The following is a 15,855-nucleotide window of genomic DNA, read 5'->3' as shown; positions in this document are numbered from 1 at the left end:
GACTTATCGATCCGGACGAGGATGGAATACCGCCGGCGGCGTCGCACGAAGCGAAGCCCGCAAGTCCTCCATGGGTTTTTGCGATTCATGGATCGCGCCATCAATCGGCCTGTCAATGTCGATGATCAGCCCGAGCGCGAGGGTGAACAAGAGGAACAGGAATGTCGTCGACCAGCGTTCGCGACGGCTCTCGCGCGTGAACCCCACCAGCCCCGACGCGGCAATGAGATAGACGAACAACACCCCGTAAACCTCGTAGGGAACCTTGGCCAGGCGCGAGATCTTCCGCGATTCGCCGAGATCGATGACGGAATTCATCGAGTCGATGTAGGACGACGAGAAATCCATCCCGCGAATCGTGGGCCAGGCCGCGACGGTCGCAACCCATAGTTCAGTCGTCATGCGGTCATTGCGCGCCATCAATGGCCGCGCTTCGGCATTGGGAAGCCGCGCAAGCTCCAGACGATTGTCCGTGTAGTCGACCAAGAGCCGGCTGATGCGCGATCGATGAGGCTCCTCCAACAGTTGCGTCCGCAGGTAGGCCGTGCCGATCGCATTCGCCTCCTCCAAAACCAGCGAGCGCCGCGTTTCGAAACGATCCACGGCCAGCGCGAACGTGAACCCGACCAGCAACGCGAGCAAGCCGACGACGGAGGACAGCATGAAACCTTCTTCGCCGTCCGACTTGGAACCATCGGATGCAACGCCTTGCTTCCAGCGCCGGCGGAGTGCGATGCCAACGACGCGCGACACCGACATCGCCGCGATGAGGCACGCCGCGATCAGCCACAACGGCGTGGCCTCGAGCCAGCCGCCGAATCCGGATACGTTCATCGCATCGCTTCGAATATCCCGTCGCCACATACTCTCAAGGCAAAGCGACCGGAACCTGCGTACTTCTACTGGCGGGAAATTGCAGAAACCACTGATTCGGGTGATATGCCCCGCTCGACATGATGCACCGGGACCGCCTAGTGGATTTACCGATGAGCAAGGCAACGCAATCCCGCAAGGCCGGTGCGGCCGCTCCGTTGGTCGAACAGATCAACAACGGTCGCTGGCTCGATCAGAAGGAAGCGAGTGCGCTGCTGGATGAGCTGTTTTTCCAGCGTGCAATTCACGCCTACATGTCGATGCTGCCGGTCCTCAACACCATCGGTATGCGCGACGGATCGGAAGCTGCCTTCGGCGGCGGATACAACATCCTGCCGATCTGGAAGGACAGGATGGACAGTCGCTGTTGGGTGCCGACGCCAAACGCCGACGTCATCTACTCGATGAGTTACCTGGACCTGAAACAGCATGGGCCGCTGGTCGTCGCCGCGCCGCCCAATATCATCGGCATGTTCACGGACTTCTTCCAGCGCACGTTGACCGACGTGGGCCTGATCGGTCCGGATCGCGCGAGAGGCGGGTTGTATCTGCTGCTGCCACCCGATTACGACGGCCCCGTGCCCCAGGGCTATTTCGCGTTCACGTCTTCGACCTACCAAGTGCTGTTGTTCTTCCGCACCATCATGTCGCCAGGCGCGAACGGCCCGGAAATGAAGCAAGCGGTCAAGACCGCGGAACAGACGCGCGTGTACCCGTTGTGGGAGACCGAGAAGACCGTCAAGCCGATGAAGTTCCCGAACGGCTCTGGCAAGAACGTCGACATGATGTATCCCGTCGACATGGCGTTCTGGACGAAGTTGAAGGCGTTCGTCGATTACGAGCCTGCATCCGCCATTCCGCCAGAGACCAGCGGCGTACTGGCATCGATCGGCATTCGAAAAGGTGCGCCATTCAAGCCTGACAAGACGCAGAAGGATTTGCTGCTGAAGGCAGTCCTGACTGCACCGCGGATGATCATGGCGATGCGGCAGCTGGGCCGACCCGACAAGCGCGAGCGGTACTACGAGGATCGCCAATATCAGAACACGTGGGCGTCAGGCACGTCGGAGTGGCTGCAGGAGGACTACCTCGACATCAACCAACGCGCCTGCTACTTCCAGATCGCGTTCTCGTCCGCCTCGGCGATGGTGATGCGCACGTTGGGCGCCGGTTCCAAGTATCCCTTCGCCACCCAGGACGCGAAGGGCGAGTTCCTCGACGGCGGCAACACCTATCGCCTGCACTTGCCGCCGAACCCGCCGGCCTCGCTGTTCTGGGCGGTCACCGCCTACAACATCACCGACGGGACCATGACCTCCGCTCCACAGTTGCTACCGTCGATCAACAGTCTCGACAAGTCGGTGTCCATCAACGACGACGGCTCAATCGACCTTTGGTTCGGACCGACGAAGCCTCGTGCCGCATCGGGCACCAATTGGATACAGACGGTGCCGGATCGCCATTTCCTCGCGGCGGTTCGGCTGTATGGCACCGGCGTCGAGTTCTTCGACCAGTCGTGGAAACCTGACGACTTGGTCAAGGAGAAGAAGTAGACGACCGCCGCGACCTCGAGGTGACCCCATGTCTGCCCCACAGAATGCATCGGCACTCACGCTGCCGGACGCTCTACAACGACAAGCACCTGTTCCATCCGAACGCACTGAATCATTATTCGCTCGGCACCAAGAACAAGAATCTGAAGCGCAACGCCGATGGATCGTTGACGTTGTACGTGGGCGGGGCATCGCCGGGCCAGGACGGGGATCCAACTGGCTGCCCGCTCCCCGAGGGACGTTCTCGCTTTACATTCGCGCGTACTGGGGATAAGAAGGCATCACCGGCGGATCCTGGAAGCCGCCGGCCGTCAAACGAGTTTGAGTTCCGGGCCAATGTCCGCTATCGGCCAGAAGCGGAACGCCCTCATGGCTTGCGCACCGGGTGACCACAGTGCGCACAACTGCGCAAAAAGGGAATGGCAAAACCAAACCCCCACTTGCCTACCCCAGCCCACGTGTTTTCCGCAACTGACGCAGTTTCGGAACGCCGATGCGTACCCGAGCAGTAGCCCGCCCATCACGACGAATATCCCGACATCCTTGCCAAGGATGAGAAGGGCAACGCCCGTTGCGGTCGCCACGATGCAGCCAATGCGAAGCGCGACAAACAATCGCCATGCGGCCTGTTTAATTGCATCAGCGTGGGTCACGAGGCTTGGCCCATCCGCTTTACTATCAGGTTGTTCGCGACACGCTTCAAAGTTGGTTCGCCATGTCCCGAAGCTGCTTGGCGCGAAGCGTTGCATGATCCGCCTCGCAAGACAGACCAAGAGCGGCCGTCGACGATCCGTCGGCGATGTCGAACACGGCGGCGCAATCCCGCTCTGAAACGTGAACCACGCTCGCTGCAGTCGGCGGGTTGCATGTGACTCGCTCCACCGGCATGCGTCATTGCGCGACCTTCTTCTTCAAACACGGTGCAAGGCGCATCGTGCCGTCCGCATCGACGAGCACGTCGCCGCTCTGGGTGCGGACGAGGGAGGTATCGGCGTCCACGCGCAGCAGGTCCCACGGCGCGCCGGGAAGTCCTCGCCAGGCGATCGCCTGCCAGCGTCCGTCGCTGCCGCGGCGCACGTCGAGCAGCGTGCCGTCGTTGAGTGTCATGTGCGCGATGCCGCCGGCAGCGACGATGCGATCACCGATGCGGCCGAGGCCCTGGATGTTGTCGTCGTAGATCGCCTGCTTGACGCCGTCGTCGCTAATGAAGAGGAGCTCGCCGCCCCATTCGCCACGGTCGCCGCCGACGAGCCAGCCGCCGTCGACGCGCAACGCGACCCGCGGCACTTCGGCGACATGTTCTTCGTTGCGCACCATGTTCTGCTCGGTCACGTGGATGACGCCGTCGACAGGCTCGGTGCCCTCCGCCGCGCCGTAACCCACGATAGTCGCGACGTACCCGAGTTTTTTCAGCGCGGCGTCGTCGCGCCCGCTGCGCAGCTTGTCGCGACGTCCCGGCTCGGCTACGCGCACATCCGAATCGCCGCATCGATCGTCGAAGCCGAGTGCGTCGTAGCCGCCCGCCCAACCGGTGTCGGAGTCCATCGGCGCGCCGGTGCGGATCGCGGCGATGGCGCGTTGCGCAAGCGCGCGGATGTCGGGATACCAGTGCGTCGCGGCGATGCGTTCGAGTGGCGGGATCGCCTGCGTCGCGCGCAGGCGGCCCAATGCATCGGCGGCCGCCCAGTTGAGTTTCACGTCGCGCGGATCATCGAGCAGGGGCACCAGCGCGTCGGCGCCCTGCGTGTAACCGATGCTGCCGATCGCGGTGGCCGCGAGCAGCCGGATTTCCGGATCGGCGTCGGCGAGCAGAGGCACGAGATCCGGCCCGACAGCGCGCGCGACCGCCCCGGCGCGTGCGATTTCCCGCAGCAGCCACTCCCGTTGATCGGGGTTGTCCCGCAGTCGCCTGGAGAAGATCTCACCGCTCGGCGCGCCGATCTCGACCAGCGCGAAATCGATGGCATCGGCGATTGCGGGGCGTTGCTCGCGCAATGCCACCAATTGCGGCGCCATCGCGTTCGCATGGCGCGCAAGGCCCGCCAGCACCTCGATCGCATCGGCCGCCAACACGTCGGAGGACGACGGGTCTTGTGCGATGACCACCAAGCCGGGCGCCGCGCCAGCCGCCGTTTCACCCATCTCGTCGACCAGCCCCACCAAGCGGTCGGCGTCGGCGTGATCGCAGCAACGAGCGTTGCGCGTCGCCTCCACGATGAAAGGGACGGCGCGTTCGCCGGCCCGTCCCACGCCAACCGCCGCCGAACCTCCGGAATGGGCATTCGACGCCATGTAGTAGCGCACGAGATGTCGCGCGGCTTCATCCGTGTGGATCGTGCCCAGTGCGATCGGCAGGTTGTACAGATTGCGATCCAGGCCTGCGACGAGTTGCGGCAGGAAGCGCGGGTCGACGGCAGGACCCTCGACGAGCCCCGTCGATGCGAGGTCGGCCATGCGCCGGTCGGGATCGGCCAGCAACGCCACCAGTCGCGCTTGCGCACCGTCGAACGTGAGTACGCGCGCGACCAGCACCTTGGCCGCGTCCCAGTGCTTCACCTCGCGCGGGTCTTTCGCAGCCACGAATGCGCGCATCTCCGTGACGCACGCCTCCAGGGAACCGCAAGTCGCCGGCTCAGGTGGCGAAGGCGGTTTCCATGCGAAGCCAGACGCGGCGAGGAACAGACATGCGAGCGCGAGCCAGAGTCGCAACGTGCGTGCGGATCGCGTCATCGGCATTCCCCCTGTCCCCCGGCGACTTTACCCCAAGCAGAAAGGGCGGCGTCGACAGATCGAATGTCCGCTTTGGCTCGTTAGGGGTCAGCTACTTGCCGGCAGGCTGTGGATCATCGGACGCATGGTCGGCGATGTAGAGCCAACGGCCATCGACTTTCCGCTGGACATCGGTATAACGGCCGACCATCACGGACTCGGCCTTGGAAGCCTTGTCGACGACGCTGATGGAAAAGGTGCCCCACGCCACGTGGACGTCGCCCATTTCTTCTCCGCCGATCGGCGTCAGTGTCGCGTCCTTGATCGTCATGGCGTTGAAGAACCCCGTGTACGCGTCGCGGATCGCGGCGCGCCCCTTGGCCATGCCCGCACCGGGAAGCCACAGCACCGCGTCTTCGGCATAGCAGGCCGCCACTGCGTCGGCGTCGCCGGCCTTGAATCCGGCCAGCCAGCAATCGCCGGCCGGCGCCGGCTCCGCGGCGAACGACACGCTCGTCGCCAGCGCCATGCCACACGCCAGCATCGCCGCGCCCAATCGGTTTCGTGCACGCATGAGCTTCTCCAGGTGGCGGCCGCCTCCGGCCCGTAATGGGCTGTACGTCCGGCGTTCGCGGGATCGGCCACGCCTTGATTCATGGCACCAGCGTGAGAACTGCAAGCAGGATGAGACCGAGGCACACTGCGATCGCGATCAGCGACCGAACCTTGGCGCCGGAGAACCCGAACGCGCAGAGGCACAGTGATGCAAGCAGAGAGAGCAGGCCCGCCAATAGCGCAACGTATGACGCAAGCTGGTGGGGTTCGATGACATCCCTCGGCGTGTCCGGCACGAAGTCGACAAGCAGGGAGAAAAACCCGTAAGAGCAAAGCGGCCATGCCAGGATGGCCAGCGCAAGAGCGATGTTCGAGGCGGTTGCCTGCTTCATGCGGCCGGACAAGCCATCCGCCTCAGGGTCGCGGCGCCGGTCTTGAATTCGACCGGCCCAAACTCCGACTCGGGTTCGGCGATGCCGGTCCAAACATCTTCGTCGTCGGCATTCCGCAGGATCACGCGGAGCGCGTATGGGCCATCGGCCATCCACAACACCAACGTGCCGTCCTCGAGCCGCTGCCAGGTTTGCCGAGGATCGGGCGTGTTCGCATCCAGCCGCGCCACGACGTGGACGCCCTTGGTGGCAGGAAACTCGGGATGCAATTCCGGCGTGAGGCGAACGCGCGTCGGTAGCGATGGATCCATGGTGAAGCCATGGTCCCCGGTCACGATGACGGGCAATCTTTCGGGAAACAGTTCCAACGCGTAGCAGCCGACGAGCTCGCGCTCGGTCGACGGGCCTGAAGCGCACGCGGGCCCCGTGAGTGCCAGCATCAATGCAAGGGCTCCGCGCATGCGCACCCTCAAGGCGCGATTCCGATCGGAACGACACCCCGCCGTGGCCCGCATCCCGACATCGCCGTGAACTTCATCCGTCGGCCCAAATCGAGCAACGCACGGTCGACATTGCGGTCTCGCGAGCTGCGTTGGATGCCGACGTCGATCGGGTTGCCTTGCTCGTCGATCGTGAAAATCAAGCGCGGTTCCCGCTCCAGTTGGGGAATCTTGCTTTCCTTGGTCTCGGGATCGATGCGCGGCTGGAATGCGCGGCCGACGGCGCTCTGCACGTAACCGAGCGGCGGCATCGACAGGATCCTGCCCACGTCCGCGCACTCCGGCAAGGCGCCCCGGGCGTCCGCTTCCGCGGCCGTGTTTGCGGGCACCGTGGATGCGGCGCTCGGCTTCGCTTCCTGCGATGCGTTGGCATCGACTGCGATGCCCACGCTCGCCGTCAGCAGTGCGACGCACCACGCAACTTTCGACAGGCGCTGGATCATTGGTCGCCTTCGCCGGCGATGGGCGCCTCGTCGAGGTTCGACACCATGTCCGCGATGGATCCATCGGGTGCCGGGATCACGAAGACTTGATAGCTGAACTGCCGGCCGTCACAGGCTTCGATCGTCCACTTCTCGGTCGAGTCTCCGTCGCCAGTCTCGAGGACACTCGTTCCCAGCAGCTTCTTGAAACGGCAGTCGTCATGCTGGCGGTTGTGCCAGCCCGCGACGTCGCGCGTGACGGCGGTCATCTGCGACTTCGGTACGTGCGTGTCGCGTTTCCTGCGCAGCGACGTTGGTCATGGCGGCGAGCAAGAGCAAGGTGATGATCGGACGCATGCGGTGATTCCGTTGGGTTGCGTGGAGATGGGATCAGTCGAACCGGGCGAGCGCGTGCGCGATCGCAGGCGCGGGCGCAGCGGCATGCAGGCCCCGCGCGTTCGGCAGGTCCGCCCACAACTGCGCCCAGGCCGGGTTGTTGCGCACGCCGATCATCATGTCGACGCGGGCGCGGCCGCCCAATTCGTGGTCGAACGTGAAGTAGAGACGATCGACGCAACGCGGCCCTTCCTGCGCGGCGCATGCGAATTCGAGGGACAACGCGTGGGCGTCGGCATCCCATGCGTAATGCTCGAGCTTTCCGGCCTGCTCGAAGTAACGCCGCAGGCCCGCCATATCGTTCATCGCGGTCGAAGGATCGTCCATGAAGGCATCGGCGCCAGTCGACGATGCCGCGGGACTGCCTGCGGCGCGCGCCACCGTCGCAACGGAATCGTGCGAAGCCGGCGTGCCGGAATGCGTCGTCAACGCATCGACCCGGGCCTGGTCGCGATCGGCGACCGCCGACAGCAACGCTGCGACGGTGGCAGTCGCCGTGTCGTACTCGACAGGCACGTTGGTCGATACACCGCCGCACGCGGCGGCGAGCCAGGCGCACGCCCCTGCGACGGCGAACGGACGGATACGATGGACCACGGGCGGCTCCCCTGCCCACATCGAACCACTTTAGTGGAATCGTGTGCGCCGATGTCGATTCCAGCCCCGCTCGTTCGTCGTCATGGTGAAAGCGCACAGCCCGCAACCGATCCTCACCAGGAGACTCCCGATGACCATCGTCATTACCGCCTTCGAACGCTCCCCCGACGGCGGCAAGGGACTGGCGCGCGACACACGCGTGCGCTGGGCGCTCGAGGAAGTCGGCCAGCCCTACGCGGTGCGCCTGGTGTCGTTCAAGGCGATGAAGGAACCCGCGCATCTGCGCCTGCATCCCTTCGGCAAGATTCCCACCTTCGAAGAAGGCGACCTCGCCCTGTTCGAATCCGGCGCGATCATCCTGCACCTCGCCCAGAACCACGCGGGACTGCTGCCGGACGCTGCCAACGCGCGCGCCCGGGCCATCACCTGGATGTTCGCCGCGCTCAACACCGTGGAGCCGCCGATCCTCGACCTGTCCATCGCCAAGTTCCAGGAAGGCGACAAGCCTTGGGCCAAGGAACGCATGCCCTTCGTCGCGGATCGCATCCGCAATGTGCTGGCCCAGCTTTCCGTCCGTCTCGGGGAGGCCGGGTGGCTCGACGGCGACTTCAGCGCGGGCGACCTGCTGATGGTGTCGGTGCTCCTCAGGGTGCGGCCTTCGGGGATCCTCGACGAGTTTGCGAACCTGGCCGCCTATGTCGCCCGTGGTGAAGCGCGTCCGGCGTACCAGCGCGCCTTCGCCGCGCAATTGGCGGTCAATGCGCCGCAGGCCCGTTGATTGCGCAGCGGTTAGGATGGGCCGATGCAGGAACTCGGCTCGCTCCTCTTCTGGCTCGACATCGCCGGTCTGTCGGTGTTCGCCGTTTCCGGCGTGCTCGTCGCGGTGCGCAAGCGCGTCGACTTCGTCGGCGCGTGTTTCTTCGCATTGGTGACGGCGGTCGGCGGCGGCACGCTGCGGGATCTGCTCATCGACGCGCCGGTGTTCTGGATGAACGATCCCTCGCCCGTCGTCCTCTGCGTCGTCATCGCGATCGCTGCGTGGCTCGTTCCGCTGCGCTGGTGGCCCGAGCGCGCGTTTGAGTGGCTCGATGCGGCCGGGCTCGCGGCTTATTCCGTGTACGGCGCGAGCAAGGCGTTGCAGTTCGGCGTCGCGCCGATATCGGCCGTGGCCGCAGGTGTGATCACCGCGTGCGTCGGCGGCGTTATCCGGGATGTCACGGTCGGCGTGCCGTCGATCCTCATGCGCCACGAGTTGTACGTCACCGCCGCGCTGGTGGCGGCGTTGGCGTTCGTCGGCATGGGATGGATCGGGATCGCCGCGCCGTGGCCCGCGGTCATGGGCGTGATTGCCGGCTTCGCCTTACGCGGCGCAGCGATTCGCTGGAAGCTGGCGTTGCCGCCGCATCGGGGCAACTGACGCATGCCGCTGCTGTTGCTCCTCCCCTTGGCGTTGCTCGTGCTGGTCGCGCTCTGGCTGGTGTTGTTGCCGATCTCGATCTGGGCGCGTTACACCTCGGGCCGCGCACGGCGTCGCGCCCAAGGTTGGGTCGTGCGCGGGAACGCGTGGTTGCTCGCGCTCTCGGTGCCCCTGTTCCTGCTGACCGCATGGGTCGCATCGCACTGGCTCCATGACGCGTTGCGCGACGGGTGCATCGGACTGTTGTTCGGCGTGCTCGTCGGCATCGCGAACGTGTGGCTGACGCGCTACGAGCGCGACGCGAAAGGCCTGATCTACACACCCAATCGCTGGATCGTGCTGGCGCTCACAACGCTGGTCGCGCTGCGCATCGCCGCGGGTTTCTGGATGGCTTGGCAACACGCCACGACGAACGGCGCGAATGCGGTCGTCCATTGGATCGAAGCCGGCGCGTGGACGGGCGTCGCCGGGGTGTTCCTGGGGTATGGGTTGGCGTTCACGTGGGGGTTGCGTGCGCGGTTGGCGCGCCCATGAGGGAGTAAGATCCGCGAGCGTCGGCGGTGGGGCGGCGTGTCCGCATTCCCTGTCCAACCCGCAGGAGGTCTCCCATGTTCACAAGGTTGGTGGTCCTGCTCGGCGCGTTGCTCGCCTTCGGAACTGCGACGGCGCAAACGACGTCGAAGCCCGCGTCGACGAAGGTCATGATCGTCGGCACCTTCCATCTGGATAATCCCGGGCGCGACGTCTTCAACGTGCAGGTCGACGACGTGCTGTCCAAGAAGCGCCAGGCGGAAATTGCGGAGGTCGCCAAATCGCTCGCGGCGTTCGAGCCGACCGCGGTCATGGTCGAATGGCCGGAGGCGCAGACGGACGAGCAATACGCGCGTTATCGGGAAGGCACGCTTCCGCCCTCCCGCAACGAGGTCGTGCAACTGGGCTTCCGGCTGGCGGCGCTGCGCAAGTTGGAACGCGTCCGCGGCATCGACGTCTCGGGCGAATTCCCGTTCGACGCGGTCAAGTCTTACGCGAGCAGCCACGACATGTCGCCGCGATTGGATGCGGCGCTGGCCGGCGCCGGAAAGGAAGTGCAAGAATTGAGCAAGCGCGTGCGCGAAGGCAGCATCGGATCGGTGCTGCGCTACATGAATACCCCGCCGCGTGCGCTCGAGAACCACGGGTTCTACATGGACATGCTGCGGTATGGCGAAGGCGAAACGCAGCCCGGCGCCCGTCTCGTCTCCGCGTGGTACGCCCGCAACCTGTCGATTTGCGCCCGATTGCTGCAGACCCTTCCCGAAGGGGGCCGCGCGGTGGTGTTCTTCGGCGAGGGGCACGCTTACTTGCTGCGTCAGTGCATCATCGAGGCGCCGGGTGTCGAATTGGTCGAGGCGAACGACTACTTGCCGAAGTAGCGCATCGAAGTCCTGCGAAACAAGAACACGACCAGGCCACCCGCAACGACGGATGGGGCGAATCCGATCAGGAAGTAGCCCCAGCCCGTGTTCCGCATGACTGCCGGAATCGCGTCGTAAGGAAGGAACCATGGCGGTAGCGAAGCCGCGAACGCGACAGCGAGGCTGCACATCACGCCGAGTCCGCGGATCCTGCAAACGATCCCCAGCGTGAGCACGGCGATCAACGACAGGGACGTTCCGGCGGGATAGAGCAGCACGTCTTCGCCGTGAGCGAACGCGACTCCCGGAACGAAAGCCAGGATCGACAGCGCGGTCATCGCCCGGAGGCGGGATACCGAACGAGTCACTCCGGGGATCTCCTCGCGGCAGGTTCGGGTCAACGCCCGACGTCGACGAAGTTATCACGCGGCCGCACATCCACCAGCAGTGCACGCGGGTCGATACCGACATACCCCGGCTCGTTGGGCACCGTGACGGTAATTGTCTGCGTTGCCTTGCTGATCCGATGCTTCTGCAGAGACATCGCCTTGCCCGGGATGACTTCGCCGTTCTCCTGCTTCCCTGCCTCGCCGGGGAATACGCCGATCTCGATCCACTCGTCGAGCGATCGATCGATTTCCTCTCCGGCGTCGTCGACCAGCAGCTTGCGCGCTCGCAGGTCGACGGTCACTTGCCATCCCTCCCCAACCTTCCTCGCCTTCGCTTGCGTGGCCGACAGCTCCCAATACGTGTTGGCGGCGAACAGGTCGTGCAGCAGCGGGCGATACTGCGCGGGCGTGACGGCTTCGAATTCGCGATACAGGTCGAGTGTCGTCGCCCGCGGCGTGTGGCCTGGCGGGTGCGAAGCGAGCAGCCGGCGCAGCGCGAGGTTCACGTTGTCACGGCCGATGTATTGACTGAGCGCGTAGATCGCCAGCGGCCCCTTGCGGTAGTTGAGGAACTGCTCGGTCGCGCGCAACAGCGGCGGTGATGCGCGCGAGCGCGGCACCTGGTACTCGCCGCGCATCATGTCGAGGTAGCCCTGCAACTGGTCCGGGCCCAAGGTGCTTTCCATGACCTGCGTGGCCGAGTACGTGGCCAGGCTTTCGACCAACAGGCCGGCCCCTTCCACCCGCGCCGGCGCGAGCTTCTGACCCCACCACTGGTGCGCGACTTCATGCGCGGTGACGGCGAACACCAGGTTCAGGCCATCGGGCTCGCCCGCGGGATTGAGCAGCGAGAAGCCGTCGCCGTAGTCGACGAGGCCCGGTTCCGCGTGCGCACCGATATCGCGCGCCGCATTCTCGACAATGCGCATCGTGCGGTGCGGATACGGCCCGAACAGTTGCGTGTAACGCGCGAGCGATGCGCACGCGCTGCGCGCCATGTCGGCGACGATGCCAGTGTGCGTGGGGTGGTGCACGACTTCGACACCCACGCCGTTGCACCGCGTGCGATGCACTGCGTAGTCGCCCGAGAAGAACTGCACGTCCTCGCGTATCGGGGCGTTGCTGGCGTATTCGAAATAGCGGCGGCCGTTCTCGCGCCAACTGCGGCGCAATGCGCCGGGTGCGATCGCGGTCTGGCCGTCGTCGGTGCCGACGATCGCATCGAACTGGATACCCACGTCGCCGGGCGCTGCATTGCGCGGCCTCGTGTCTTCCAGCAGCGGGAACTTCGGACGGGCGGGCAGGCCTTGGGTCAGCCGGTCGCCCGGCTCCTGCAGTTCGCGGCGGGGCTGGTAACCGATGGTCGGCAGCAAGTTCGCGGTCTGGAGCCACGAACCGTTGGCGACGACGCTGTCGTCTGCGCCGCGATTGCCGAAACCCCGGGGTGCGAAACGCACGTCGTAGTGGAGCTGCATGGACGCGCCCGGTTGCAGCGGCGTGGCGAGCTTGTAGATCTGGTGCCCGAGCGCGGCGTCCTCCAGCACGCGGGTCGCCGGCCGGTCGAAGCGCAGCGTCCGCGTGTCGATTCCGTCGCCGGTCGCGGTGGCGACGTGCACGGTGTCGATCGCTTGCCGGGTTGCGTTGACCAAGCGATAGCTGCCGCGGAAGTCCGCGCCGTGCGTGCGCGGATAGAGCTCGACGCGCATGCGCGATGCCACAAGCGTCGGTTGCGGGACATCGGCGTAGCGCGCGTAGAGGCGCTCGTACGCCGCCTTGCTCGCCAGGCGGTCCTCCTGCGTGCTGTACGCGTTGAGCACGTTCGTGTTGTAGAAGATGTACGCGCCCAGGCCCACCGTGGCGATGCCAGCCAGAGCGGCGGCGCCCATCGTGGGGCGCGTCCACCGCGCGCGCGCCAACTGCAGTCGCGCACCGAGGTCCGACTCGCGGCCGCGCACCCACGCCAGCCGCGCAAGCACCGCGAGCAACAACGCCCACGCGATCCAGTACGCCTTGAACGCCAGCCACGGTTGCAGCGATGCACCGAAGCCGCGGATGTCGGAATAGGACCACTCCGGGCTCGCGCCGAACACCAGCAGCTTGTGTTCGATTCCCAGCAACGGCGCGAAAGCGATCAGCGCATACAGCGCCAGCGCCGCCAACGTGCCGAGGTGCTTCTGGTTCACCACCGTGTGCACCGTCAACGCCAGCAGCGCGAACAGCAGATAGTCGGTCAATTGCAGCCCGAACAGCACCTTGGCGTACAGGCCCATTTCGAAGTGCGCGTAGCCCAGCACGGCCTGCCCGATCACGCCGCACGTGGCGAGCACGAACATCCAGCCGATCAGCACCAGCGCGAGCGCCAGGAACTTGCCGACGAAGAACACCCAGTCCGGCACCGGCGCGGCGCCGCTGATTTCGCCCATGCGCGCGTCACGCTCGCCCCACACCAGTTCGCCGGCGTAGAAGATGATGAGCAACGGCACGATCATCCACACGCGGTTGCCGGGATTGGCGAGCGCGGCGGTCAGGTAGGTCAACACATGCTCGGTGCGCGGCAACAGGGGCACGCCGAGGTATTCCATGCGCGCGGGTACCGCGACGCAGACGAGAAACGCGACGAGGGCCAGCGGCGGAAAGACGGTCCATCCTGTCGCGAGCGTGCGCAGCGAGCGGCCGGTGACCGCGCGCAATTGGCGCAATTGCGTTGCCAGGCCGAAGCGACGGTCGGCGATCGGCGCCAGCCGCACCGCCACCGATGCAGCACTCACCTCGTCATGCATCTTGGCGCGCGCCTTCATGCGACGCACGCGGCGCTTGCCTTCCGCCGGATGCGCGAGGCGGAAGCGCGCGTACGTCCATGCGAGCACCGCGGCGCCGACAGCCAGCCACAGCAGGCGGTTGCCGACGAGGATAGGCTGCAGGCCGACGAGGCGCGTGTTCTTCTCCGTCGTCGTCCATGTGTCGTAAAGGTTGCCCACGATGGAAATCATGCCGACCGGGTCGAGCAAGCGCGCCAGGTCCTGCTCCCGCAGCGCGGTCATGACGAAGGCCGCCAGCCCCATCGATGCGAAGAACAACACCACGCTGCCGAAGTAGCCGAGGATCGCGCGGCGCCCCAATGCCGCGAACGCGAATTGCACCGCCGTGGCGATGAAGACGTTCGGAAGGATGATCGACACGTAGGCCAGCGCGAAGGCATCGGGCCGCCACGGGCCGACGATTTCCGGTTCGACGTCGGGCCAATGCATCCCGAGCAACATCCCGGCCGGCACCGCCAGCAGGATCATCGCGTTGAGCGCGTACGCGGCGAGGAAGCGGCCCGCGAGGTAATGGAACTTCGACACCGGCGCGGTGTAGCTGAGGGGATGCAGGCCCGATTCGATATCGCGCGAGGCGGCGTCACCGGCCACCGACGCGCCGACGAACAACCAGAACAGGCACGCCACCACGGTCGTGGAAGCAACGATCAACGGCGCGTTGATGAGCGTCCACCCGTTGCGCGCGTCATCGACGTAGTTGCCCTGGATGATGCTCCAGGCGATGAAGAACACAGCGACACAGTACAGCCACGTCGAAACGCGACGCGCCTGGTAGCCGAACTCGAACCGGAAGATCGTGCCGAGCGTCATGCGCCGACCGCCACCGGCTGCCGTGCACTGGCGCGGCGTTGGCCGATGTGTCCGGACATCGTGCTGAAGTACACGTAGGTGAGGTCGGGTTCGGTGGGTTCGAAACCGGCGCCGGGCGACGTTTCGTCGTAGACGTGCACGACGGTGCGCCCGCCCAGCAGCGTGGTCGAAATCACGCCGTGTTCGCGTTGCACCGCGGCGAGTTCGTCGCGGGCCACCACGCGCCGCCAGATGCGGCCGCGGATGCCTTCCACCGCACGCAAGGGCTCGGCTTCGAGCAGGATCTGTCCCCGGTTGATGATCGCCATCCGCGTGCACAACTCCGAGACGTCTTCCACGATGTGCGTGGAGAGGATGACGACGCTGGTTTCGCCGAGCTCGCTCAGCAGGTTGAGGAAACGTACGCGCTCGGCCGGATCGAGGCCTGCGGTGGGTTCATCGACGATCAGCAGTTTCGGATTGCCGAGCAGGGCGACGGCCACGCCGAAGCGTTGCTTCATGCCGCCGGAGTAGCCGCGCAATTTCTGATGGCGCACGTCCCAGAGGTTCACCTGGCGCAGCAGCGATTCGACCACATCGCGCCGCTCACCCGTGCCCGTGATGCCCTTCAGCACGGCGAAGTAATCGAGCAGCGACTGCGCGCTGGCATGCGGATACACGCCGAATTCCTGCGGGAGGTAACCCAGCGTCTTGCGCAGTTCTTCCTTGCGATGCAGCACGTCGAGCTCGCCGAGCATCGCGCTTCCGCTGTCGGCTTCCTGCAGGGTCGCCAGGATGCGCATCAACGTCGACTTGCCCGCGCCATTGGGCCCGAGCAAGCCGTACATGCCGACCGGGATCGTCAGACTGACCTTGTTCAACGCCTGCACGCCGTTGGGATAGGTCTTGCAGATGTCGCGGAGGGTCAGTTGCATGGCGTCTCGTTCAATGCGTGGTTTCGGCAAGCGTGCCGAAACGCAGTGACGCCAAGGTGGGGGGAATGTGTGGGGCGCGCGAAGTGACGAACGTCACCGTGACCATCATCGATGG

The 15,855-nt window shown here is 65.5% G+C and carries 18 protein-coding genes; 6 read left to right on the top strand and 12 right to left on the bottom strand.

The window, feature by feature from the left end:
- Positions 1-3: 3 nt before the first annotated feature.
- On the bottom strand, positions 4-834 hold the full coding sequence (locus LF41_RS07600; RefSeq protein WP_036168144.1) for a bestrophin-like domain: 831 nt from the start codon (positions 832-834) through the stop codon (positions 4-6).
- A 152-nt stretch (positions 835-986) separates the two neighbouring features.
- Between LF41_RS07600 and LF41_RS07595 the strand changes: the two genes are divergently transcribed.
- A complete protein-coding gene (locus LF41_RS07595; protein ID WP_202594026.1) occupies positions 987-2,426 on the top strand; it encodes a DUF1254 domain-containing protein in 1,440 nt (479 codons plus the stop codon).
- Between the two features lie 44 nt (positions 2,427-2,470).
- Positions 2,471-2,815, top strand: a complete 345-nt coding sequence (locus LF41_RS17365) for a DUF1214 domain-containing protein (protein ID WP_202594025.1) — start codon at positions 2,471-2,473, stop codon at positions 2,813-2,815.
- Here LF41_RS17365 and LF41_RS07590 read toward each other — a convergent pair.
- From LF41_RS07590 to LF41_RS07555, 8 genes are all read right to left on the bottom strand, one after another.
- Positions 2,738-3,175, bottom strand: a complete 438-nt coding sequence (locus LF41_RS07590) for a hypothetical protein (RefSeq protein ID WP_152599930.1) — start codon at positions 3,173-3,175, stop codon at positions 2,738-2,740. The genes LF41_RS17365 and LF41_RS07590 overlap by 78 nt on opposite strands.
- A gap of 142 nt (positions 3,176-3,317) precedes the next feature.
- Entirely contained in the window at positions 3,318-5,156 is a 1,839-nt protein-coding gene (locus LF41_RS16115; protein WP_161786936.1) for a HEAT repeat domain-containing protein, read from the bottom strand.
- Between the two features lie 91 nt (positions 5,157-5,247).
- The gene (locus tag LF41_RS07580) at positions 5,248-5,709 is read right to left on the bottom strand and encodes a YybH family protein (protein ID WP_084073450.1); all 462 of its coding nucleotides are present in this window, start codon (positions 5,707-5,709) and stop codon (positions 5,248-5,250) included.
- A gap of 79 nt (positions 5,710-5,788) precedes the next feature.
- Positions 5,789-6,082: a hypothetical protein gene (locus tag LF41_RS07575; protein WP_152599929.1), complete on the bottom strand. Its 294-nt coding sequence runs from the start codon at positions 6,080-6,082 to the stop codon at positions 5,789-5,791.
- On the bottom strand, positions 6,079-6,522 hold the full coding sequence (locus LF41_RS07570; protein ID WP_036168129.1) for a hypothetical protein: 444 nt from the start codon (positions 6,520-6,522) through the stop codon (positions 6,079-6,081). The genes LF41_RS07575 and LF41_RS07570 overlap by 4 nt, the downstream gene beginning before the upstream one ends.
- A 29-nt stretch (positions 6,523-6,551) precedes the next feature.
- Positions 6,552-6,833, bottom strand: coding sequence for an energy transducer TonB family protein (locus LF41_RS16960; protein WP_161786935.1), 282 nt, complete (start codon positions 6,831-6,833; stop codon positions 6,552-6,554).
- Positions 6,834-7,021: 188 nt separating this feature from the next.
- Positions 7,022-7,273, bottom strand: coding sequence for a hypothetical protein (locus LF41_RS07560; RefSeq protein WP_036168124.1), 252 nt, complete (start codon positions 7,271-7,273; stop codon positions 7,022-7,024).
- A 121-nt stretch (positions 7,274-7,394) separates the two neighbouring features.
- Complete coding sequence (locus LF41_RS07555) at positions 7,395-7,997, bottom strand: hypothetical protein (protein WP_036168121.1); 603 nt, start codon at positions 7,995-7,997, stop codon at positions 7,395-7,397.
- Between the two features lie 130 nt (positions 7,998-8,127).
- On the opposite strand from LF41_RS07555, the gene LF41_RS07550 reads away from it, so the two are divergent.
- From LF41_RS07550 to LF41_RS07535, 4 genes are all read left to right on the top strand, one after another.
- The gene (locus LF41_RS07550; RefSeq protein WP_036168118.1) at positions 8,128-8,775 is read left to right on the top strand and encodes a glutathione S-transferase family protein; all 648 of its coding nucleotides are present in this window, start codon (positions 8,128-8,130) and stop codon (positions 8,773-8,775) included.
- Positions 8,776-8,799: 24 nt separating this feature from the next.
- The gene (locus LF41_RS07545; RefSeq protein ID WP_036168114.1) at positions 8,800-9,414 is read left to right on the top strand and encodes a trimeric intracellular cation channel family protein; all 615 of its coding nucleotides are present in this window, start codon (positions 8,800-8,802) and stop codon (positions 9,412-9,414) included.
- Between the two features lie 3 nt (positions 9,415-9,417).
- Positions 9,418-9,948 carry a CcdC protein domain-containing protein gene (locus LF41_RS07540; protein ID WP_036168111.1) on the top strand — a complete coding sequence of 177 codons (531 nt, stop codon included), beginning with the start codon at positions 9,418-9,420 and terminating at the stop codon, positions 9,946-9,948.
- A gap of 74 nt (positions 9,949-10,022) precedes the next feature.
- Positions 10,023-10,826 carry a DUF5694 domain-containing protein gene (locus LF41_RS07535; RefSeq protein WP_036168108.1) on the top strand — a complete coding sequence of 268 codons (804 nt, stop codon included), beginning with the start codon at positions 10,023-10,025 and terminating at the stop codon, positions 10,824-10,826.
- Here the strand turns inward: LF41_RS07535 and LF41_RS07530 are convergent.
- Genes LF41_RS07530 through LF41_RS07520 form a run of 3 tightly spaced genes read right to left on the bottom strand, consistent with a single transcriptional unit; the run spans position 10,811 to position 15,740 of the window.
- Positions 10,811-11,146 (bottom strand): hypothetical protein, encoded by a 336-nt coding sequence (locus tag LF41_RS07530; RefSeq protein ID WP_036168105.1) that lies wholly within the window; start codon positions 11,144-11,146, stop codon positions 10,811-10,813. The two genes, LF41_RS07535 and LF41_RS07530, sit on opposite strands and share 16 nt — an antisense overlap.
- A gap of 59 nt (positions 11,147-11,205) precedes the next feature.
- A complete protein-coding gene (locus LF41_RS16955; protein ID WP_036168103.1) occupies positions 11,206-14,826 on the bottom strand; it encodes an ABC transporter permease/M1 family aminopeptidase in 3,621 nt (1,206 codons plus the stop codon).
- On the bottom strand, positions 14,823-15,740 hold the full coding sequence (locus LF41_RS07520; protein WP_036168100.1) for an ABC transporter ATP-binding protein: 918 nt from the start codon (positions 15,738-15,740) through the stop codon (positions 14,823-14,825). Before LF41_RS07520 ends, LF41_RS16955 begins: the two co-directional genes overlap by 4 nt.
- Positions 15,741-15,855 lie beyond the last annotated feature (115 nt).

The organism is Lysobacter dokdonensis DS-58 (genome assembly GCF_000770795.1).
GTDB lineage: Bacteria > Pseudomonadota > Gammaproteobacteria > Xanthomonadales > Xanthomonadaceae > Noviluteimonas > Noviluteimonas dokdonensis.
Note: the sequence above shows the minus strand (reverse complement) of the source record. Positions and strands in the feature narration are given on the sequence as shown.

What these genes read in the sequence shown, in the direction of transcription:
- LF41_RS07600 (WP_036168144.1), bottom strand. Translation starts at nt 834, where the DNA reads ATGAACGTATCCGGATTCGGCGGCTGGCTCGAGGCCACGCCGTTGTGG.
- LF41_RS07595 (WP_202594026.1), top strand. Translation starts at nt 987, where the DNA reads ATGAGCAAGGCAACGCAATCCCGCAAGGCCGGTGCGGCCGCTCCGTTG.
- LF41_RS17365 (WP_202594025.1), top strand. Translation starts at nt 2,471, where the DNA reads ATGCATCGGCACTCACGCTGCCGGACGCTCTACAACGACAAGCACCTG.
- LF41_RS07590 (WP_152599930.1), bottom strand. Translation starts at nt 3,175, where the DNA reads ATGCAACGCTTCGCGCCAAGCAGCTTCGGGACATGGCGAACCAACTTT.
- LF41_RS16115 (WP_161786936.1), bottom strand. Translation starts at nt 5,156, where the DNA reads ATGACGCGATCCGCACGCACGTTGCGACTCTGGCTCGCGCTCGCATGT.
- LF41_RS07580 (WP_084073450.1), bottom strand. Translation starts at nt 5,709, where the DNA reads ATGCGTGCACGAAACCGATTGGGCGCGGCGATGCTGGCGTGTGGCATG.
- LF41_RS07575 (WP_152599929.1), bottom strand. Translation starts at nt 6,082, where the DNA reads ATGAAGCAGGCAACCGCCTCGAACATCGCTCTTGCGCTGGCCATCCTG.
- LF41_RS07570 (WP_036168129.1), bottom strand. Translation starts at nt 6,522, where the DNA reads ATGCTGGCACTCACGGGGCCCGCGTGCGCTTCAGGCCCGTCGACCGAG.
- LF41_RS16960 (WP_161786935.1), bottom strand. Translation starts at nt 6,833, where the DNA reads ATGCCGCCGCTCGGTTACGTGCAGAGCGCCGTCGGCCGCGCATTCCAG.
- LF41_RS07560 (WP_036168124.1), bottom strand. Translation starts at nt 7,273, where the DNA reads ATGACCGCCGTCACGCGCGACGTCGCGGGCTGGCACAACCGCCAGCAT.
- LF41_RS07550 (WP_036168118.1), top strand. Translation starts at nt 8,128, where the DNA reads ATGACCATCGTCATTACCGCCTTCGAACGCTCCCCCGACGGCGGCAAG.
- LF41_RS07545 (WP_036168114.1), top strand. Translation starts at nt 8,800, where the DNA reads ATGCAGGAACTCGGCTCGCTCCTCTTCTGGCTCGACATCGCCGGTCTG.
- LF41_RS07540 (WP_036168111.1), top strand. Translation starts at nt 9,418, where the DNA reads ATGCCGCTGCTGTTGCTCCTCCCCTTGGCGTTGCTCGTGCTGGTCGCG.
- LF41_RS07535 (WP_036168108.1), top strand. Translation starts at nt 10,023, where the DNA reads ATGTTCACAAGGTTGGTGGTCCTGCTCGGCGCGTTGCTCGCCTTCGGA.
- LF41_RS07530 (WP_036168105.1), bottom strand. Translation starts at nt 11,146, where the DNA reads ATGACCGCGCTGTCGATCCTGGCTTTCGTTCCGGGAGTCGCGTTCGCT.
- LF41_RS16955 (WP_036168103.1), bottom strand. Translation starts at nt 14,826, where the DNA reads ATGACGCTCGGCACGATCTTCCGGTTCGAGTTCGGCTACCAGGCGCGT.
- LF41_RS07520 (WP_036168100.1), bottom strand. Translation starts at nt 15,740, where the DNA reads ATGCAACTGACCCTCCGCGACATCTGCAAGACCTATCCCAACGGCGTG.